The organism is Flavobacterium johnsoniae UW101, assembly GCF_000016645.1.
Classification (GTDB): domain Bacteria; phylum Bacteroidota; class Bacteroidia; order Flavobacteriales; family Flavobacteriaceae; genus Flavobacterium; species Flavobacterium johnsoniae.
Genome location: NC_009441.1, coordinates 1550046 through 1571218, shown reverse-complemented (window position 1 = coordinate 1571218; position 21173 = coordinate 1550046). Strand labels below are relative to the sequence as shown.

Genomic DNA, 21173 nt, shown 5'->3' with positions numbered 1-21173 from the left:
AACAAAAACCATATGATTAGTGTATCAACTGATAAAGCAAAACTTGACGTTCCGTTTATACAAAACTTCCTGAAAGACATTTATTGGGCAGCTGGACGAACTATTGATGAAGTACAACGTACGATTGACACTTCGGTTTGTTTTGGAATTTATTTAAATGACAAGCAAATTGGCTTTGCACGCGTCATAACTGATTATGTTGTTTTTGCTTATTTAATGGATGTTTTTATTGATGAAGAACATCGCGGAAAAGGGTATTCATCAATTTTAATTGAAACAATGATGAATGATCCACAGCTTCAGGAAGTAAAAATCTGGCGTTTGGCCACAACTGATGCACACTTTTTATATGAAAAATTCGGATTTACAAAACTGAATCATCCTGAAAAAATGATGGAAAAAATAGTAAAATGAAAACAGTATTAAAATTTGAGGAAGTCGCTTTATTTATTCTTGGAATATTTCTTTTCAACCGTTTAAGTTATGAATGGTGGTGGTTCCTGGCTTTAATTTTGGCTCCTGATTTGTCTATGATTGGATATGCATTTGGCAATAAAAGCGGTGCATTATTGTATAATATCTTTCACTATAAAGGAATTGCACTTTTAATTTATGCTGCTGGATGTTATTTAAGCATTGAAAGCGCTCAATTAGCCGGAATTATTTTATTTTCACATTCGGCTATGGATCGCATTTTTGGATACGGTCTTAAATATGAAAAGGGTTTTAAATACACGCATTTAGGTGAAATTGGTAAATAAAAAGTTATGAATTTAGAAACGTTTTACGAATATTGTCTGTCTAAAAAAGGGGTGAGCGAACATTTTCCTTTTGATGAAGATACTTTGGTTTTTAAAGTTGGAGGAAAAATGTTTGCCTTATCTTCTTTATCACAATGGGAGAAGAATGAACAGTCAGTCAATTTAAAATGTGATCCAGACCGTGCACAAGAGCTCAGAGCCGAATATGACGAAATACAACCAGGATTTCATATGAGTAAAGTGCATTGGAATACGGTGGCATTAAACGGAAATTTACCCGTAAAATTTGTCAAAGAATTGATAGACCATTCGTATGAATTGGTTTTCAAAAGTTTGACGAAGAAAATTCAGAATGAAATTATCGAATTAGAAAATTAGGCATTACATTTGCATCGTTAGAAAAAAAATTTAGCAGCTTAGCCGCTTTGAAACTTAGCAACTAATAAACAATGAAAGAACAATTTAAAAAATTTCTGAACGAAGAACAAGATCCAAAAGCGATTGAAAAAATAACTTCGAAACTTACTGATTTATTAATGAAAGGCGAAGAAGTTGGATACATCGCAGTACAAAAAAAGCCTGCGATTACTGTTTTTCCGGATAGTATTGTATTAACAAACAAACGTATCATTATCTGTAAACCTAAAAATTTAGGGCTTTCTATGGATTTTACAGATTATACTTGGGATGATATTGCGAGTACTTTTGTAAAAGAAAACATTTTAGGTTCTGAATTTTCATTTGGCACTAAAACAGATTTAGCCGTTTCTATTGATTATATTCCAAAAATTCAGGCTAGAAAAATTTATACATACGCTAAAGAACAATTGGATTTATTAAAAAATCCAGTTCAGACTGCCACTCCAATTCAAGAAACTGCTGAACCTGTTTTTGAAGAAGAAGCAGAAGAAGAGATCGAAGAAGTTGAAACAGAAGAAGTAACAAGTTTTGCTGAAATTTTACCAGCAGCTCCTGTTGTTACAGAAACTTATGAACCGCTTCCGACTCAGCCAGCCGGAGAACGAAAATTAAGTGATTTATCTAAAGAAGAACTTTTTGATAAATTACAGAATTACAAAAAACTTCTTGATAATGGTTTAATCATGCAGGGAGAATATGATGCTTATAAAAAAGAGATATTAAGTTACATGTAAAATAGTCTTAAAGTCAAAAGTCGAAAGTCTTAAAGTTTTCTTTTGTTTATAAATAAAAAAGCCAGAAATAGAAATTCTATTTCTGGCTTTCTTTTTTAAGTCTGCATTTCGACTTTATAACTTTAGACTTTCCAACTTTCGACTTATAAAGTCGCCTTCTGTTTCTCTACAAATTTATGCGACTGCAGTTCCAGTAATTCTTTTGCATTTTTTCGCTGTAAATCAAATAAACCTTTATCTTCTGCAATATCAGCATAAACTTTATCATGCATTTCTGCACTGGTTTTTACTAATAATTCACGTTGGTATTTGTTTTGTTCCAAAGTGGCTTTCATTGCCGTTTCGGCTTCTTCTTGTTTAAAATCAAATTCACCTTTTGGAGCTAACAATTTGGCAATAATTGGTGATGTTTCAATAGCTAAAAACAAAAGCATAATGAAAAATGACGGAAGCCAAGGCAGTTTATTCAACGCATTGATACGTGCCATTAACCCATCAAAACCTTCGATGATAGGCTGTGTCTGCGAAACTTTTTTGTCTAAATCGGCTTGAAGCTGAACGCCTGCTTTTTCTTTTTCGGCAATTTTAGCTTCGTTGGTCTTTTTAAGAACTTCAAGTTCTTTTAAAGCTGCATCGTGTTTTTCGCGTTTTTCTTTATAAACCGGACCTTTTCCAAGTTTTTTTGTTCCAGTTGTTCCTTCGGCCTCAGTAATATAAACTGAATACAAATCGTTTACTTCTTTCTCTTTTTTTAGAATATCAGCTTTTAGAGCTGCAATCTCGGCTTTATTTTTATCTAAATCTGATTTGAAATAATTACCAACCTGCTTTTTATTAGCCAATTCCATCTCGTTTTTTTCTTTCAATAAAACTGTATTGATTTCTTTTTCGAAAATTTTAATTTCCAAAGGCTTAGAAATTACAATCGCAATAATTACTGCTAATATAATACGAGGTGTCGCCTGCAGGAATTCATCCATAAAACGATCTCTTTTCTTAATAGTAGAAACGATAAATCGGTCCAGATTAAAGATTAATAAACTCCATACAAATCCAAAAATCAAAGCGGGATAAATAGAATCGAAAACAGTAAAAAGCGCATAAGCACTGGCTAAGAAAGCCATTACTGCTGTAAAAAATACTGTGGCACCAATACCAACATATTTGGTTTGTTCGCCTTCTGAACAGTTTTCCAGGATGTCGCGGTCGGCTCCTGAACAAAGGATAAAAAATTGTTTTAACATGATTGATGATTTTTGATTGTGATTGATACGGCAAATTTAACGCCAAATTTTTAATTCTAATCAAAATATCAATTTCTTTTTATTTGTAAATCAAAAACTTGAAGTTTTAATGTTACTTAAACATTAATAATAACAAGCATTATCCGGGTAATCATAACACTATGTTAATTTTTTTCCAAGGGTTTAGTAATACTGGGGCTTTAGCTTCGCACCGATCAAATAAAAAACAAAACACAACGATGAAAAAATTCTATTTATTAACAACATTTTTATTATTGACCTTAACAGGTTTTGCCCAGAAAGCGATAATATCCGGAAAGATATTAGATGCTGATGACAAACTGCCTCTGCCTGGAGCCATGGTTCAAATTATAGGTGAAAAAAAATACACCGTTTCTGACTACAACGGTCGTTTTGAATTATTAAATATTACTGAAGGAACTTATAAAGTTGAAGTAAAATATATTGGATACACTACTTTAACTCAAGAAATAAAAGTAGAACAAGGAAAAAACAATGTAATTGATTTTGCTCTTAAAGCTTTTGAAAACGAACTGAAAGAGGTTGTTGTTGGAGATATCTTAAAAGGTCAGGCAAAAGCACTGAACCAGCAGAAAAACAATAAAAATATTGGAAACGTAATTTCTTCTGACCAAATGGGTCGTTTTCCTGATGCAAACGTTGGAGATGCGTTAAAACGTGTTCCGGGTATTACAATGCAAAATGACCAAGGTGAAGCTCGTAACATTATCATTAGAGGTTTGGCTCCGTCTTTAAACTCTGTTACTTTAAATGGTGACCGTATTCCTTCTGCTGAAGGTGATAACAGAAACGTACAAATGGACTTAATTCCGTCTGATATGATTTCTACAATTGAAGTAAACAAAACGCTTACATCAGACATGGATGCTGATGCAATTGGAGGTTCTGTTAACTTAATTACAAGAGCAACTCCAAATGGAGAAAGAATCTCTGCTACACTTGCAGGAGGATATTTACCAATTCGTGAGCATGCTTCTTATACAGCAGGATTTGTTTATGGTAACCGTTTTGCAAATGATAAATTAGGAGTAGTTTTCAGCGGATCTTATAATAATGTAGATTACGGATCTGATAACATCGAAAATGAATGGGTAAAAGATGATTTTGGAAATGAATATTTACAAGCTTCAGAAATTAGAAAATATGACATACAGCGTATTCGCCGCAGTGCTTCTTTGGCTTTAGATTATAAATTCAACGAAAACAATACAATTTTTGCCAATGCTATCTACAACTGGAGAGACGATAGAGAAAACCGTTTCAGAACCACAATCGACGATATTGAGCCTCTTTATAATGGTGAAGAAATTATTGGTTTTGAAGGACGTGTAAAACGTCAGACAAAAGGTGGTGTTGACAACAGCCGAAACAAAAACAGAAGATTAGAAGACCAAAGAGTTCAGAATTATTCGCTTCGCGGAGAGCATTTAATCAACTCTACTTTAGATTTAGACTGGTCTGCCAACTATGCAAAAGCAAGAGAATACCGTCCGGGTGAGCGTTATATCGAATACCGCCAAAAAGGTCTTGATGTATTCGAAAACTTAACAGACACAAGATTTCCTTTGGTTACAACGGCTGGAGAAGCTCTTGATCAATTTAAATTTGATTCTGTTACTGAAAATACAGACGAAACCAGCGAAAGCGAATTTGGCGCAAAAGTAAACATCCGTTTTCCTTTCTCTGTAATTGCAGGGGAAAAAGGAAGATTAAGAACAGGTCTTAGACTTCGTTTAAAGGAAAAAGAAAGAAACAATATGTTTTATGCTTACGAGCCAATTAATGATGGCATGGAATTATTATCTGAAGTTCCGAACAGCTATTATGATGGAAAAAACTTTAATCCGGGAAGTAAATATGTTCCGGGTGCATTTGCTTCGGCTTCTTTCTTAGGAAGTTTAGATTTAAATAACCCTGCTTTATTTGATAAAGAAACAGACCCAGCAGAATATTTAGCGGTAAATTACAATGCTAAAGAAAGAATTTCTGCTGCTTACGTAAGATGGGATCAGGATTTTAATGATAAACTTTCTATGGTAATGGGTGTTCGTGTTGAAAATACTCATATTGATTATACAGGAAACAGAGTTTTAGATGAAGAAGAATTAGAAAGCAAAATCAACAACACAAACTCATACACAAATGTATTGCCAAGTATTTCATTCCAATACAACGCAACAAAAGATTTAGTATTAAGAGCAGCGGCTACAACGGCACTTGCAAGACCAAACTATTATGCATTGGCTCCTTATGTAAACAACATTGCAGCCGATAAAGAAATTACAGCTGGAAATCCAGGTCTTAAAGCTACATACGCATACAACTATGATTTCATGGTAGAGAACTATTTCAAATCTGTTGGTTTGATTTCCGGAGGTGTTTTCTACAAAAAATTAAATGATTTCATTTACAACTACAGCGACAATCAATACACAGATGCTAAATTTGCTGCAGATTTCCCAAATCAATCAAACCCAATTCCAACTGGAGAAAACTGGTCATTTTTACAATCAAGAAACGGAGACAATGTTAATGTTTACGGATTTGAGGTTGCTTTACAACGTCAGTTAGATTTCCTTCCTGGAAAATTCTTAAAAGGTTTTGGTATTTACTTAAACTATACGTACACAAAATCTAAAGCAAAAGGAATTGCTGATGAGGATGGAAACGAAAGAAAAAATATCAGCCTTCCAGGTACTGCACCGCACATGTTTAATGGATCTTTATCATGGGAAAACAAACGTTTCTCTGCAAGAATCTCAACAAACTTTACATCTGATTATTTAGATGAATTAGGTTCTGAGTCTTACAAAGACAGTTACTATGACAAGCAGTTTTTCTTAGATGCAAATGCTTCTTACAAAATTACTCCAAAACTTCGCTTTTTTGCAGAAGCTAATAACTTAACAAATCAGCCGTTACGTTACTACCAAGGAGTTGCTGCTCATACAAAACAAGCTGAGTATTACCAGCCTCGTTACAATTTCGGATTGAAATTAGACTTGTAATCTGCACTTTTTTAAAATTCTTAAATTAGACAGAGTTTAGCGCTCTGTCTAATTGCATTAAAATATATAACATAATGAAAAATAAATATTTAGTTGCTCTTTTACTTTTAGCTGTTTCATTCACAGCTTGTAAAGACGATAAATTAGCTCCAGTTCAGCCAAACGCCGTAAAACCAACAGCAGTTACAGAAGCCCTGCCTCACGATACTGATGATCCTTCTATCTGGATTAACCCGACAGATCCTTCAAAAAGCATTGTTGTAGGAACAGATAAAGATACAGACGGCGCTTTGTATGCTTTTGATTTGAATGGAAAAATCCTTAAAAAATCAATTACTTTAAAACGCCCAAACAATGTTGATATCGCTTACGGATTGATTATTGACGGGAAAAAAGTAGACGTTGCCGTAACAACAGAACGTGAAGAAAACAGAATCAGAATTTTCAGTTTACCTGATTTAGAACCTATTGATAACGGCGGAATTCCTGTTTTTGAAGGCGATACAGAACGCGATCCTATGGGAATTGCTTTATATACTCGCCCAAGCGATGGAAAGATTTTTGCCATTGTAGGAAGAAAAACGGGACCTTCTGGAAGTTATTTATGGCAGTATGAACTTTCTGGAAACGGAAAATTCGCTGCTGCAAAAGTGGTTCGCAAATTTGGAACGTACAGCGGAAAGAAAGAAATTGAAGCTATTGCAGTAGACAACGAATTAGGTTTTGTTTACTATTGTGATGAACAGGCTGGAATTAGAAAATACAAAGCAGATCCCGCTTTAAACGATAATAAAGAACTGGCTTTCTTTGGTCAAAAAGATTTCAAAGCAGATCATGAAGGAATCGCGATTTACAAAAAAACAGATTCTACAGGATATATTTTAGTATCAAACCAGCAGGCAAATTCGTTTATGGTTTACCCAAGAGAAGGTGCAAACGGAAATCCAAACAATCATCCGTTATTGGCAGAAGTTCCAACTTCTACAATTGAATGCGACGGTGCTGATGTTACAAATGTAAACTTAGGTCCAAAATATAAAAACGGACTTTTTGTAGCGATGAGCAACGGAATGACTTTCCATTATTACGCTTGGGATTTAATTCAAAAACGTATCGACGAGGCAAAAAAATAAACCTTTTGAGTGTTTTCAGTCGCAGTACCCGTGTTAGTGTTTATTTTTTTTTACTGCGATTGAAAACCAAACAAAAAAGCTGTTCATTTCTGAACAGCTTTTTTACTTTGAATTAGTAAGTCCTTTTATTCTGTAATCGGTGCGCCTGCTAAGATTTCAGCATTGGCAAACTCTTCAAATTTGGCAAAATTAGCTTTAAATTTCTGTGCTAATTCTAACGCCTTTTTATCATATAAATCTTTGTCTTCCCAAGTGTTTCTTGGATTTAAAATTTCGCTTGGAACATTTGGACAAGATTGTGGTTTTGCAATTCCAAATACTTTGTGGTTTACATACTCTACATTATCTAGTTCACCGTTTAATGCAGCAGTAATCATAGCACGAGTATATTTTAACTTCATACGGCTTCCTGTTCCGTATGCACCGCCAGTCCATCCTGTATTGATTAACCAAACTTTTACATCAGCATCTTTCATTTTTTTGCTTAACATTTCAGCATATTTAGTTGGATGCAAAGGCATAAATGGCGCTCCAAAACAAGCAGAGAAATTAGGCTGTGGTTCTGTAACTCCTGCTTCAGTTCCGGCAACTTTTGCTGTATATCCAGAAATAAAATGGTAAGCAGCCTGACCCGGAGTTAATTTTGAAATTGGAGGCAGAATTCCGAAAGAATCTGCTGTAAGGAAAAATATATTTTTGGGGTTATGACCAATAGAACCCGGCTGAATATTGTCGATATGTGTTATTGGGTAACTTACACGAGTATTTTGAGTAATCGAAACATCATCAAAATCAACCTCATTAGTTCCTGCTTTAAAGACCACATTTTCTAAAAGCGCTCCTTTTTTAATCGCTCTAAAAATGTCTGGTTCATTTTCTTCTGTTAAGTTGATTACTTTAGCGTAACATCCTCCTTCAAAGTTAAAAACTGTATTTTCAGCAGTCCATCCGTGTTCATCGTCTCCAATTAATTTACGCTCCGGATCTGCAGATAAAGTTGTTTTTCCTGTTCCCGATAAACCAAAGAAAATTGCTGTATCGCCATCTTTACCAACATTAGCGCTGCAGTGCATTGGTAATGTGTTTTCGAAAACTGGTAAAATGAAGTTTAAAGCAGAGAAAATTCCTTTTTTCATTTCTCCTGTATAACCTGTTCCTCCAATTAAAGCAATTTTTTTAGTAAAATCAAGAATCGCAAAATTTGACTGACGTGTTCCGTCTACAGCAGGATCTGCCATAAAACTTGGAGCGCATACTACTGTCCATTCTGGAGTAAAGTTTGCCAGCTCAGAATCTTCCGGGCGTAAGAACATGTTATAGCAAAACAAGTTCGACCAAGCTGTTTCGGTAACAACGCGAACGTTTAATCTGTAATTTGGATCTGAACAAACATACGAATCACGAACAAAAACCTCTTTGTTCGATAAAAATGCTTTTACCTTATTATATAATTTCTCAAAAGCTTCTGGTGCAAACGGGATATTTACATTTCCCCACCATACTTTATCTTCTGTAATGCTGTCTTTTACAATAAAACGATCTTGTGGAGAACGTCCTGTAAATTCACCTGTATTAATTGCCAAAGCACCTGTAGAGGCCTCAACACCCTGTCCTGACTGCACAGTTATTGCATGAAGCTCATCTGCTGATAACTGGTAACGAACCGTTGCATTTTCTATTCCTAATTCTTTTAACGAAATCGATTGCGCGAAAAGTGTGTTATTGTCCATAAATTTAATGTTGTGTGTGTTATTTTTTGGGTGCAACAAAATATAATTTTACTTAATCTTAAACGTAAAGTCCAAGTTTGCAAATTGTTATATTTTTTTATCAAGATGATAAAAAGCAATAAAAATTCACATAAGTAACCTTATATGTTAATTATGAGACAAAATTAAAGATTAATTTTAATACAGAATTTTTTTTTCGGGATTTTATGATTTTTTCCTCAAAATAGTAAGAAATAATACCGCCCAGCCTATAATTAATAAAAATCCGCCTAAAGGTGTTGCGAATACGATAATTTTAGAATCAAAAACTGTAAGACTTTTTGTAGCTAAAATATAGATCGATCCGCTAAAAAGAACAACTCCTGCTACAACTAAATTATAGATTGTTTTTACGGTTTTTTCGGCAATATCTTTTCGGGTAGAAAGAAAAAGTAAAAAGAGAGCGTGGTACATTTGATAACGAACCCCAACTTCAAAAGTGTTTAACTCCTCAATAGACAAATATTTTTTTAATAAATGGGCTCCAAAAGCTCCAAAAATAATAGCTAACATCCCTATAAAAGCACCAGTTAAAACAATTTTTCTTTTCATATTTTCTAAACTTTAATTTTAAACAAAAATACTCCATCCTATTCAATTTTCGTTTTAGTTTCTCAATTATTTCAGCACTCGAAAACGTATTTTTTTATGTGAGATAGAGATAAAAAATATCATTTTTCAAATTAAATTTGTTATATTTATAACATTTAAATATGTTTGTGTTAAAATATTAGAATTATGAGAAGCGTTTTAATAATTGGAGCCGGCAGATCTGCTTCATCTTTGATAAATTATCTGCTTAAAAAATCAGAAACCGAAAACCTGCATCTTGTTGTTGCTGATTTGTCTTTGGCCTTAGCCGAAAAAAAGACACAAAAGCATCCCAATGCAACTCCAATTGCTTTAGATATTTTTAATACCAAAGAAAGACAAACTGCTATTGAAAAAGCTTCGATAGTAATTTCGATGCTTCCGGCACATTTACATATTGAAATTGCTAAAGACTGTATTCTGTTTAAAAAACACCTCGTAACGGCTTCTTACATTAGTGATGCTATGCAGGCTCTGGATCAGGAGGTAAAAAAGAACAATTTGATTTTCATGAACGAAATTGGTCTTGATCCGGGCATAGACCACATGAGCGCCATGAAAGTTATTGACGAAATCAGGTCAAAAGGCGGTAAAATGCTTTTGTTTGAATCTTTCTGCGGTGGTTTAGTAGCTCCGGAATCTGATAACAATTTGTGGAATTACAAATTTACGTGGGCACCAAGAAACGTAGTTTTGGCCGGACAAGGCGGTGCTGCAAAATTCATTCAGGAAGGTACTTATAAATACATTCCATACAGTGCTTTGTTTCGCAGAACCGAATTTCTGGAAGTAGAAGGTTACGGGAAATTTGAAGCTTATTCTAACCGGGATTCTCTTAAATACCGTTCAGTTTATGGTTTAGATGATGTTCTGACTTTATACAGAGGAACAATTAGAAGGGTTGGTTTTTCGAGGGCATGGAATATGTTTGTACAACTGGGAATGACTGATGACAGTTATATTCTTGAAGGTTCTGAAAACATGAGTTATCGCCAGTTTATCAATTCTTTCCTTCCGTATCATCCAACAGATTCTGTCGAAATTAAAACCCGATTGATCTTAAAAATCGATCAGGACGATATTATGTGGGATAAACTTCTGGAACTGGATTTATTTAACCCAGACAAAAAAGTAAATCTGCCAAATGCTACTCCGGCTCAAATTTTAGAAAAAATCTTAACAGACAGCTGGGCTCTTGAACCAGAAGATAAAGATATGATTGTAATGTATCATAAATTTGGTTATGAACTAAACGGCGAGAAAAAGCAAATCGATTCGAAAATGGTCTGCATTGGCGACGACCAAACTTATACGGCAATGGCAAAAACGGTTGGACTTCCGGTGGCAATGGCAACATTGTTAATCTTAAACGGAAAAATCACAACCCCAGGTGTTCAGCTCCCAATTAAGAAAGAAGTTTACGAACCTATATTAAAAGAATTAGAAGAATACGGCGTTATTTTTAACGAACAAAAAGTACCTTATTTTGGATATAATCCAGATTTATTTTAATCTGGATTCTTCATTTTTTTTAGAATTTTTTTTTAGTTTATTTTATCCGCTTCTATCTTTTTAGAAGCGGATTTTTTTATTTTTTTAAGCAACAGAAACAAAGAGAAAAACTTAGCGTCTTAGAGTCTCAGTAATTCTACTTCTCACTTTGAATAGTAATTGGCAATCCATAACTTACACGAACCGGTTCTCCATTTTCAGTAGCGGGAATCCATTTTGGAGAAAGTCTTAAAACTCTAACGGCTTCCTCGGCTAAACCATATCCCAAATCTTTTTTAACTTTAATTTCAGATAAACTTCCGTCTTTTTCAATCATAAACTCCATTAATACTTTTCCCTGTACTTTGTTTTTTGAAGCTTCTGCAGGCATTTTAAAATTTTTACCAATAAACTTATAGAATTCTGTTATCCCGCCAGGAAATTGAGGCTCATTTACACTAGTAGTATCATAACTAACTTTAAAATCATTTTGATCTTTTAAACTGTTTGTCTGAGCTGTAGTTTTTGTAGAAAAAATAAATAATATTAAACCGCAAATCGCAGTTGCAAAACCCATTTTTAAAACAATTTTTGTCGAATTTTCTTTTTTGGTCATCATAAGTAAACGTTTTTTAGTTATTAAATAATTAATATTACTAGCAAGCGAAATCGTATTTTTATTTGAAGCAAAATCAAGTAATAAATTCTGATAATCTGAAACCGAATTAAACTGTTTATTTACAGCTTCATCAGCCAAAAACTCATGATTGAGCTTTATTGCTTTTTTTAAAAGAGAAAAAAACGGATTAACCCAAAATACAATTTGCAGTGCTTCAACAAAAAGAACATCCAAAGTATGCCGCTGTTCTAAATGCGCCCTTTCGTGTGCAATTAATTCTGATGGAATTTTTCCCATTTCAAAATCTGTTTTATTGACAAAAATGGCATTCCAAAAAGAGTGAGGTAAAACTGCCTCATTGGTTAAAACTACTTTGACACCATTTACGAAGCAGATTTCTTTTCTTTTTAATTTTATAAAAAATGAAATTAGGTTTAAAACAAAACGAAGAGCCAGCACTATTGAAACAATAACATAAACACGAATTAAATAATAGAAAATAGTATACATGATGTAATTTTCATTTAAAGGAGCACGTCCTTTTTGAATCACTATTCCTTCTAATTGAATATTGTTTATTCCCGTTTCAAATGTGGTTTTTATTGAGAACAGCTGCAGCGGAATTACAAAACTAAAAATCAAACTTCCAATAAGATAGGCACGGTTAAAACGAAACATTTTTTCGTTCTCCAACAACAATTTATATACTGCATAAAAAACAAAAAGCAGTATTCCTGATTTTAAAAGATAGGTTATCATTTTTTCTTTTTTTGAATTTCTGAATCGATTATTTTTTTAAGATCTTCCAGTTCCGAAGCTGTTAAATTGGTTTCGGTAGTAAAAAACGAAGCAAACTGCGATGCCGAATTATTAAAGAAATTACTAATGAGCCCTTTTACATGTTTTGCAAAATAGTCTGTCTTTTTTACCAGCGGATAATATTCTCTCGAATTTCCAAATTCGTTATACGCCACAAATTTCTTGTCGATCATTCGTTTTAAAAGCGTTGCTACGGTTGTTGTTGCCGGTTTCGGCTCCGGATACGCTTCGAGCAAATCTTTCATAAAAGCTTTTTCAAGCTTCCATAAATGCTCCATTAATTGTTCTTCTGCGTTAGATAATTGTATCATGGTTTCGTATTTTCAAGTTTTTCTATTTCAGCTAATTCTTTTTTGTATTGCTCCAAATTCCATTCAATATTCATTTTTGCAACATATTCGGCCATTGTACCAAGTCCAACTTCTGCACGTCTTTTGTCTACATTATCCGGGTCTATCATTGGTGCAATACAAATTTTACCAGTTTTTTTATTCTTTGAACTCTGACTGCCATAAATTTGTTTTTTCCCTTCTCTCAGCGCTACTCTGTCTTCCAGATACGCCAGGTTTCCAGGATTTGCATTACCGTTTTTAACCGCTTCTCTCATCATAGGCAGATATTTTTGCTGGTATTTTAAATCAGAATGCTGAATTACAAGAAACAACGTTTGATTTCCTTGTGTTCCCACTACATTTTTTCCTAACCAGCCTTTTTCGTCCAGTATTTTCATAACCTTAATAAGATTAATACTGTCTTTTCTTTGCATAATTTTACCAATGCTGTCAATTTTCTTTTTATCAGGTTTTGAGGCTCTGTAAACACTCATAAATTCGCCGCGAATTTCCTGATCTTCGGTATAAATCTCTGCAAGTTTTTTCTCAAGCACTTTATCATAATTGGCTCCAATAACATCTAACTTCTTCTGCAGCTTATCAATTGTTTTATTCCATTCTTTTTGTGAATGCAAAGGCTTTAAATCGTTGTCAATTTTAATATGTGCAATATTCTCGTATCCGTTATCGATAGAAAGATTCAGCCATTTAAATGCTTTTTTATTTTCTTTTGCCATCGACGCAGAACAACCGGCATTGTATAAATCTGACCATGATTTCTGTTCTATTTTAAAAGCTTTATCATAGTATGAAACCGACAATTCATAGTTTTTTGCCGCATAACAAGAATCTGCTTTTCGAACCCATTCTTTATAAGTTTGAGCCTGCATTACACCAATATTCATTGTGATAAAAAAGAAAGCAATTAGTTTTTTCATATACTTATTTAATTAACGGTTATTCTCTACACTTATAGACATTGCTCTACAAATGTAGAGTTAAATTTTAAATATGCAAGAAAAAGAGGTCTTTTTTTTTAGGAACAAAGGTTCAGAGAGACAAAGTGACAAAGGTTTTTCTTTTGAATTTTAAAACATGGGAAACAAAAAAATCCGCTCATTTCTGAACGGATTTTATTTTAAAAATCTTTGCGGCCTTGCGAGTTTGCGAGCAAAAAACATAGCGAACTTTGCGTAAACCTTTGCGCTCTTTGCGGTTAAAAAAAACCTAACCGCAAAGTACGCAAGGTTTTTATTTAAGGTTACGCTCATAAACGCAAAGTTCGCAAAGCTATAGGATTAAACTTTGCGAACTTTTATAATCTTACTTAAAAAATCCTTGTGACCTTTGCGTTCTTTGCGGTTAAAAAAACTACTTAGAAGAAAGCTCCACAAAATACTTGTAAAACAACGGAATAGTCTCAATACCTTTTAGATAATTAAAGATTCCGAAATGCTCATTTGGCGAGTGAATAGCATCGCTGTCCAAACCAAATCCCATTAAGATCGTTTTGCTTTTTAATTCTTTTTCAAACAAAGCCACAATTGGAATACTTCCTCCAGAACGAACCGGAATTGCAGGAACTCCAAACGTTTCTGTATACGCTTTGTTTGCTGCCTGATAACCAATGCTGTCAATTGGCGTTACATAACCTTGACCACCGTGGTGAGGCGTTACTTTTACTGTAACTCCAGCTGGAGCAATGCTTGTAAAATGTTTTGTGAAAAGTTCTGTAATCTCTTCCCATTCCTGATTTGGAACCAAACGCATTGAGATTTTAGCAAAAGCTTTACTCGCAATAACCGTTTTAGCACCTTCGCCAGTATAACCGCCCCAAATTCCGTTTACGTCTAATGTCGGACGGATTGAGTTTCTTTCGTTCGTTACATATCCTTTTTCACCATACACATCGGCAATGTTTAAAGCATTTTTATATTTTTCTAAGCTGAAAGGCGCTTTTGCCATTTCGGCTCTTTCTTCTGCAGATAATTCTTCTACTTTATCGTAGAAACCTGGAATTGTAATATGATTGTTTTCGTCGTGAAGTGAAGCAATCATTTTTGCCAGAATATTAATTGGGTTCGCCACAGCTCCACCGTATAAACCTGAATGCAAATCGCGGTTTGGACCTGTAACTTCTACCTCAACATAACTCAAACCTCTTAAGCCTGTCGTGATAGACGGTTGTTGGTTAGAGATCATTCCTGTATCTGAAATCAAGATTACGTCGTTTTTCAGTTTTTCCTGATTGCGCTCTACGAACCAAGCCAAACTTGCCGAACCTACTTCTTCCTCACCTTCGATCATGAATTTTACGTTACAAGGCAGCGTATTGCTTTGTACCATTAATTCAAGCGCTTTTACGTGCATGTACATCTGACCTTTGTCGTCACAAGCTCCACGCGCGAAGATTGCGCCTTCTGGGTGAATATCTGTAGTTTTAATAACCGGTTCAAAAGGTGGTGAAGTCCATAATTCTAATGGATCTGGCGGTTGTACGTCGTAGTGCCCGTAAACTAAAACCGTTGGAAGATTTGGATCTATAATTTTCTCTCCGTAGATAATTGGGTAACCTGGAGTGTCGCAAGTTTCGACATAATCGCACCCTGCTTTTGATAAACTTTCTTTTACAGCCTCTGCTGTGTCAATAACATCTTGAGAATATGCAGTGTCGGCAGAAACCGACGGAATCTTTAATAATTCGATCAATTCGTTGATAAACCGATCTTTATGTTGTTGAACGTAGGACTTAATATTTTCCATTTAAATTATTTTTATAGAAACCCAAAAGTACAAAAAAGAGAATTAAAAAAAATTTTGAAAAAATGCTTTGATAATTCAAAAGTATGCCTATCTTTGCACCCACAATTACCGCGGATATGGCGAAATTGGTAGACGTGCCAGACTTAGGATCTGGTGCCGCAAGGCGTGTAGGTTCGAGTCCTATTATCCGCACTAAAAAAAGCTTCTGAAGATTTTTCAGAAGCTTTTTTGTTTTTAGAATGTCTGCTGTTTTCTCCTAATGACTTATTTATCTTTCCGCAATATTTCTTCCCACTCGTTTAAAATTTTATATAAATTAAAGTATTCAGGATCTTCACAAACAGCATCTAATGATGAACCATAATCAGCTGAATATTTTTCGTATCTATTCTCTATAGCATTCAATTTATATTTTAGATAATAAGTTATAGATTCTTTTTGTGTTTTATCAAGAAGAGAAAATCTTCTTTTTTGGTATTCCTTATCTAAATTATAACCCAAAGTAAATAAAACATCAACAGAATAAAATTCTGTTCCATCAACAACTTGCTGCTCCAAAATATCGAATATTAAAAATTTTGGAAGACAAAACCTCATTCCTTTTGCATCAAAAAACGATAATGAGCTAGCACAAAGAGAGATATCTTTATACGAAATAGCATTCCAATTTTCTCTTTCATCCTTCTTTCTTAACTCTAACATTGTTTTTGCATCAGCATAATCATCTATTCCCTGTGCTTCCCAAAGACCAATTCCATCCTCCAACTTCACATCTTTAAAAGCAGATTGTATGTTTGCAATCAATTCTTCCTTTTTCATTATAAATCTAATTAAATATCAAAAATAAGAATTTTCATATTTTTATCATCTTGACGAAAGGAGATTTCAGCATAACCAACGGGTTGTACACATGAAAAAAATTATGGAGATAAATCTGAATTTTTTGTCGGTTTGCTGTTTTGGTTTCTCCTTTCGTCGAAATGAAAATAATCTCTTTTATTTACTCAACATCAAAATAAGGATCGAAAACTTCCGCCAGTTTATTCATCCAATAAAAATTATCATCGATATTAGGTAATTCCGATTCTAATGTTTCGCATCCGCGCATAGAACATAACGTAAGCGCATAATTTACCTGCCGTATCATTTTCGCCATATCTTTTGGATCTAGAATTTCAGTAAAAAAATCTTTTAATCTGTTTTCTACCTCTTTAGAAAAACCACCTGTAGCCATTATCTTATTTTTTATTTGAGACAAATATAATAATTTGTATGCTAATTGGCCTACATGAACAAAATAAATCTTTTCACTTTTGAAATATGAATATTTCAGAAGAAACTTTTCTCGTTAATCTTGGTGTTCACGTTAGACAATTACGTGAAAAGAAAGGCTTATCTCAACAAGGTTTAGCTGACGACTGTAATATTAACAAATCTCAAATAGCAAGATTAGAAGTTGCTAAAGTAAATACTGGCATAAAAACCCTTGTAAAAATTGCTAATGCTTTAGATATTGAACCTAAAGAATTGCTTGATTTTACTTTGAAATAGAAGTAATTCGGCTAAAGCCTTTTCTCCTTTTTAAACATAAAAAAACCTCCAGCTAAAGCAGGAGGCAATTGATTATTTTTTAAAGTCTGTTTGTCATTTCGAGGAACGAGAAATCACACTCGTATATTGACAAAGACTAGCACATTTCTTTATGGAGTTTCTAGTGTGATTTCTCGTTCCTCGAAATGACAAATATTGCGCAAAAAAACCTTTGCCAAAGTTTAAAACTTCCACAAAGGCCTCGCGTATAGCATTTTTGGTCCCGATAGCTATCGGGAGAAATTTAATTTTTGGGATTTAATAACTCAATTATCTTATCGACATTCACTTCACTATAATCTTTAATATAAAAATCACATGGCGGAAGCTGTTCTTTTGTATGCGTACTTAAAACGCCTACGACTTTCATTCCGGCATTTAATCCTGCTGTAATTCCCGAAAAAGAATCTTCAAAAACTACACAATCAGACGGAGAAACACCAACACGCTCTGCCGATTTTAGATATACTTCTGGATTTGGTTTATGAAATGTAACATCTTCTGATGACATCATCGAATCCATTTTTTCGTCTAGTTTTAGGAAATTGGCAATTAAATCCAAGTTCGCTCGAGGTGCCGATGTTGCAACAGCTGTTTTGAAACCACGAGATTTTAATTCGCTTAAAAAATCCATATAATGTGGAATCGTTTCGACTTTGTCTTTGTAAATCTCGCGAAACATTCCTTCTTTTTCGTCTTCTAATTTTATCAGTTCTTCTCCCGCGATCGGACGTTTGAAGAAATGCGTCATGATATAACTATTGTGTTTTCCGTACATATGTTCTTCAAATTCTTCTTTCGTGTACGGAATATTATATTTATCGAAAAACTTTTCAAAAGCGATCACATGATGCGGATTTGTATGCGAAATCACGCCGTCCATATCAAAAATTACACATTGCTGGCTCATAATTTTGTTTGTTGTTTTTAACGGTTGCAAGTTAGGACAATAAAGCGGTTATTACACAGAGATTCGCAAAGGATTTTCACAGAGATTCACAGAGTTTCACAGAGTTTTTTTCAAGTTACTGTTTGTCATTTCGACGAAGGAGAAATCTCCACAAGAAGCTCGACAAAGATTGGACTTTCGTTGCGGAGTTACTTACGGAGATTTCTCCTTCGTCGAAATGACATAAAATGAGAGCAGAACTTAGAACCTGAAACATTAAACCTGAAACAAAATCTCTACCCAATCCAAATCTTGCTTTTCACCAAAGTCATAGTCTGTCTCAAATGCTGATTGCAGGCAATAAGAATTATCAAAACCAATAAACCGTAACCCACAATGGTGTAAATCTCCATATCGGCCAATAAAGTCGATTGTTTGGTAATACTTCCAAAAATCTTTTTCATAGCTAAAACATTCGCATTATCTGCGGAATATCCTTTGGCAATAAAACTCTGCGTAGCGTTTGCAATGTTTTGCTGTGCTTCGGGATTTTCGCCCGTTACAAACTGACTTAGTTTTAAAAAGTGTTTTTTATTTAAAAATACCGTTGCATTCTGCATAACGCAAAAACCAATCGTACTTCCCCAGAAACGTCCAGAAACACCGACAATTCCCGAAGAAACCGCCATATTTGCAGGAACCGAAGAAGTAGTAAATAAAATCAACGGAACAAATAACAATCCAACTCCGATGCCCTGCAAAAAGTACGGAACAATAATATCTGACAAAGCCACATCGGGCACAAAAAGAAACGTAAACCAAAAATGATACAAGGCAATCAGCGAAAAACCAATCAGAAAAATGATTTTGGTTGAAAGCGATTTCATCAAGAAAAAAGCCGCCAAAACCAATCCGATAATATTTCCGAGTCCGTTAATGTATTGCACACCCGCAACTCGAGACGGATCCCAATTCCAAATCGAATACATCGCCGAATGGCAAAGACTCAGCGTTGCTCTGCTGATGTAAAACAGGAAAAACAATAAAAACCCAATTCGAAGATTGGCATATTTAAAAACTTCAAAATTAAAAGTGGGTCTTTTAACCAAAAGCTCTTTGAAGATGAACAAACCTCCCGTAATAAGTGCCGTAATAAGCATTAAAACCATTTGAGAAGATTCGAACCAATATTTTTTCTCGGCATACACAAAAAAGTAGGCACCGCAAAGAATCGCTGTTAAAACCAAAAAGTAGCTCATCCAGTCGATTTGATACAACGGGATTTTCTTTGTTGTTCGGTGCCCACGAAAAGTAACCAAGATTAAAAAGACATTTAAAACCTGCAGTCCGCCCGAAACATACAGCATGTATTTCCAGTCGTAATGATCTAGAAACCAAACTGCAATATTCATAATAAAAGGCGTAGACAGCAGTAGAGAACCATAATAAAAGGAAAAACCAATTATAATGGCATTTTTAGAATCAAACTGCTCAATAAGCAATTGTCTGATAGTAATGGCAGGAAGCGCCATTAAGATTCCTTCGGCAACTCTCAGCAATAGAAAAACCGCAAAATTATCGACATAACCCGACGTTACAATCGTAACTCCAATTAAGGAATAAACACCCATGAGGTAATTTTTGGCAGGAAAAAAACTCGAAAATCGGCTTTCTATGAGAATTGTAGCCAGCAGAGTTCCATACGTTACGCACATCGCGTACTGCAAATCTTCGGGCTCAATGTCCAGAAAACTTGCCGCATACGTTACATTTGACGTATAAACTCCCAATAAAATCATGGAATGCAAAAGGCAAACAAACAAAATTGTAATGATTGCCCATTTTGGAACCCATGATTTAAAAATACTTTTATCTTCCATTTTAGTGTGCTGCGATCACAGTAATATTCATTCCCGCTCTTAAAAAGTCGGCTTGTTTGTCGCTGTCTTTCAACTGAATTCTAACGGGAATTCTTTGTTCAATTTTTACGAAGTTACCCGTTGCATTATCCGGAGGAAGCAATGAAAATCTTGCCCCGCTCGCCGGTGATAAAGATGCAATTGTGCCAACAAAAGTTTTATCACTCAAAGCATCGGCTTTTATTTCAACATCTTGCCCAACGGTTAAATATTGCAATTGCGTTTCTTTAAAATTGGCCGTAATCCATTTTTCTTTACTTACAATTGACAATAAAGACTGACCTTCTTTTACCAATTGTCCTGGCTGTAAAGTTCGTTTTCCAACCCAGCCGTCATAAGGCGCTGTTATTATGGTGTACGAAAGAAATAAAGCAGCATTATCTGCAACAGCTTGTTTTGAAGCAATATTGGTTTGCGTTGTCGGAACATTTGCTTCGGCAACAGAAGTACTTAAAGCCGATGAATGGATTCTATTTTTCATTTCCTGAAAATGCGCCTGCGCCGACTCGTAATCAGCTTTTACTTTCTCTAATTGCTGAGAAGTTGCCGCTTCTTCGCTTACCAAAGCTTTATATCTTTCGTATTCCAATTTGGTTTTCCAAAGATTCGATTTTGCAGCTTCTAACTGCGCTTCGTTAATCGCCGTTGCACTTGCTGTATTTATAGCATTTTTCTGCGCCACAACACTATTTTGCTGTGCGTTTTGAACATCGGCAAGAGCCGCATTCAATTTTGATTTATATTCACGATTGTCAATCACAACCAAAGTATCTCCTTTATGCACAAACTGATTTTCGTTAAAACGAACTTCCTGAACATAACCCGTAATACGCGACATAATTGGCGTTACATATTGTTCGACTTGCGCGTCGTTGGTTTCTTCGTGATTTCTGTTGAACACATAAAACCAAATTCCTAAAATAACACCGCTTATAACAAGCACACACGCAATAATTGTTATTAGTATATGAAACGTTTTATTTCTTCTAGTTTCATTTTTTATCTTAACCATAAACTCTATATCTTTAATTATTTCCCCCGGATTAAAA

The 21173-nt window shown here is 34.5% G+C and carries 20 protein-coding genes and 1 tRNA gene; 9 read left to right on the top strand and 12 right to left on the bottom strand.

The features are described 5' to 3' along the window. Positions 1-12: 12 nt before the first annotated feature. The 4 genes from FJOH_RS07135 to FJOH_RS07120 all read left to right on the top strand — a co-directional run bounded on the left by FJOH_RS07135 (position 13) and on the right by FJOH_RS07120 (position 1915). Positions 13-414 (top strand): GNAT family N-acetyltransferase, encoded by a 402-nt coding sequence (locus FJOH_RS07135; protein ID WP_012023453.1) that lies wholly within the window; start codon positions 13-15, stop codon positions 412-414. Continuing rightward, positions 411-761 (top strand): DUF4260 domain-containing protein, encoded by a 351-nt coding sequence (locus FJOH_RS07130; protein ID WP_012023452.1) that lies wholly within the window; start codon positions 411-413, stop codon positions 759-761. The genes FJOH_RS07135 and FJOH_RS07130 overlap by 4 nt, the downstream gene beginning before the upstream one ends. A gap of 6 nt (positions 762-767) precedes the next feature. Continuing rightward, a complete protein-coding gene (locus FJOH_RS07125; RefSeq protein WP_012023451.1) occupies positions 768-1139 on the top strand; it encodes an MmcQ/YjbR family DNA-binding protein in 372 nt (123 codons plus the stop codon). Between the two features lie 71 nt (positions 1140-1210). Then, on the top strand, positions 1211-1915 hold the full coding sequence (locus FJOH_RS07120) for a PH domain-containing protein (RefSeq protein ID WP_012023450.1): 705 nt from the start codon (positions 1211-1213) through the stop codon (positions 1913-1915). Positions 1916-2058: 143 nt separating this feature from the next. Here the strand turns inward: FJOH_RS07120 and FJOH_RS07115 are convergent, their stop codons facing one another. Then, positions 2059-3159 (bottom strand): DUF4407 domain-containing protein, encoded by a 1101-nt coding sequence (locus tag FJOH_RS07115; RefSeq protein ID WP_012023449.1) that lies wholly within the window; start codon positions 3157-3159, stop codon positions 2059-2061. Positions 3160-3398: 239 nt separating this feature from the next. Here FJOH_RS07115 and FJOH_RS07110 point away from each other — a divergent pair, with 239 nt between their 5' ends. Then, positions 3399-6209 (top strand): TonB-dependent receptor, encoded by a 2811-nt coding sequence (locus tag FJOH_RS07110; protein ID WP_044047554.1) that lies wholly within the window; start codon positions 3399-3401, stop codon positions 6207-6209. Positions 6210-6283: 74 nt separating this feature from the next. Next, positions 6284-7342: a phytase gene (locus FJOH_RS07105; RefSeq protein WP_012023447.1), complete on the top strand. Its 1059-nt coding sequence runs from the start codon at positions 6284-6286 to the stop codon at positions 7340-7342. A 125-nt stretch (positions 7343-7467) separates the two neighbouring features. Here the strand turns inward: FJOH_RS07105 and pckA are convergent, their stop codons facing one another. Both pckA and FJOH_RS07095 read right to left on the bottom strand, forming a co-directional pair. After that, complete coding sequence (gene pckA, locus FJOH_RS07100; protein WP_012023446.1) at positions 7468-9072, bottom strand: phosphoenolpyruvate carboxykinase (ATP); 1605 nt, start codon at positions 9070-9072, stop codon at positions 7468-7470. Between the two features lie 204 nt (positions 9073-9276). After that, entirely contained in the window at positions 9277-9663 is a 387-nt protein-coding gene (locus FJOH_RS07095) for a DUF423 domain-containing protein (RefSeq protein ID WP_012023445.1), read from the bottom strand. Between the two features lie 186 nt (positions 9664-9849). Here FJOH_RS07095 and FJOH_RS07090 point away from each other — a divergent pair, with 186 nt between their 5' ends. After that, positions 9850-11214, top strand: a complete 1365-nt coding sequence (locus tag FJOH_RS07090) for a saccharopine dehydrogenase family protein (protein WP_012023444.1) — start codon at positions 9850-9852, stop codon at positions 11212-11214. Between the two features lie 136 nt (positions 11215-11350). Here the strand turns inward: FJOH_RS07090 and FJOH_RS07085 are convergent, their stop codons facing one another. The 4 genes from FJOH_RS07085 to FJOH_RS07070 all read right to left on the bottom strand — a co-directional run bounded on the left by FJOH_RS07085 (position 11351) and on the right by FJOH_RS07070 (position 15726). Beyond that, positions 11351-12571, bottom strand: coding sequence for a M56 family metallopeptidase (locus FJOH_RS07085; RefSeq protein WP_044047552.1), 1221 nt, complete (start codon positions 12569-12571; stop codon positions 11351-11353). Further along, positions 12568-12942 carry a BlaI/MecI/CopY family transcriptional regulator gene (locus tag FJOH_RS07080; RefSeq protein ID WP_012023442.1) on the bottom strand — a complete coding sequence of 125 codons (375 nt, stop codon included), beginning with the start codon at positions 12940-12942 and terminating at the stop codon, positions 12568-12570. Before FJOH_RS07080 ends, FJOH_RS07085 begins: the two co-directional genes overlap by 4 nt. After that, a complete protein-coding gene (locus FJOH_RS07075; RefSeq protein ID WP_012023441.1) occupies positions 12939-13901 on the bottom strand; it encodes a DUF6624 domain-containing protein in 963 nt (320 codons plus the stop codon). Before FJOH_RS07075 ends, FJOH_RS07080 begins: the two co-directional genes overlap by 4 nt. Positions 13902-14334: 433 nt before the next feature. After that, entirely contained in the window at positions 14335-15726 is a 1392-nt protein-coding gene (locus FJOH_RS07070; protein WP_012023440.1) for a dipeptidase, read from the bottom strand. A gap of 110 nt (positions 15727-15836) precedes the next feature. Between FJOH_RS07070 and FJOH_RS07065 the strand changes: the two genes are divergently transcribed. Further along, a tRNA-Leu gene (locus tag FJOH_RS07065) sits at positions 15837-15918 on the top strand. Between the two features lie 72 nt (positions 15919-15990). Here the strand turns inward: FJOH_RS07065 and FJOH_RS07060 are convergent. Both FJOH_RS07060 and FJOH_RS07055 read right to left on the bottom strand, forming a co-directional pair. Further along, on the bottom strand, positions 15991-16545 hold the full coding sequence (locus tag FJOH_RS07060) for a DUF6714 family protein (protein ID WP_012023439.1): 555 nt from the start codon (positions 16543-16545) through the stop codon (positions 15991-15993). A 181-nt stretch (positions 16546-16726) separates the two neighbouring features. Beyond that, a complete protein-coding gene (locus tag FJOH_RS07055; protein WP_012023438.1) occupies positions 16727-16960 on the bottom strand; it encodes a hypothetical protein in 234 nt (77 codons plus the stop codon). An 86-nt stretch (positions 16961-17046) separates the two neighbouring features. Here FJOH_RS07055 and FJOH_RS07050 point away from each other — a divergent pair, with 86 nt between their 5' ends. After that, positions 17047-17277, top strand: a complete 231-nt coding sequence (locus tag FJOH_RS07050) for a helix-turn-helix domain-containing protein (protein ID WP_012023437.1) — start codon at positions 17047-17049, stop codon at positions 17275-17277. Positions 17278-17560: 283 nt separating this feature from the next. On the opposite strand, the gene FJOH_RS07045 is transcribed toward FJOH_RS07050, so the two are convergent. The 3 genes from FJOH_RS07045 to FJOH_RS07035 form a co-directional block, all read right to left on the bottom strand. Continuing rightward, positions 17561-18226, bottom strand: coding sequence for an HAD family hydrolase (locus tag FJOH_RS07045; protein WP_012023436.1), 666 nt, complete (start codon positions 18224-18226; stop codon positions 17561-17563). A gap of 275 nt (positions 18227-18501) precedes the next feature. After that, positions 18502-20085: an MFS transporter gene (locus tag FJOH_RS07040; RefSeq protein ID WP_012023435.1), complete on the bottom strand. Its 1584-nt coding sequence runs from the start codon at positions 20083-20085 to the stop codon at positions 18502-18504. 1 nt (position 20086) lies between these two features. After that, entirely contained in the window at positions 20087-21136 is a 1050-nt protein-coding gene (locus tag FJOH_RS07035) for an HlyD family secretion protein (protein ID WP_012023434.1), read from the bottom strand. Positions 21137-21173 lie beyond the last annotated feature (37 nt).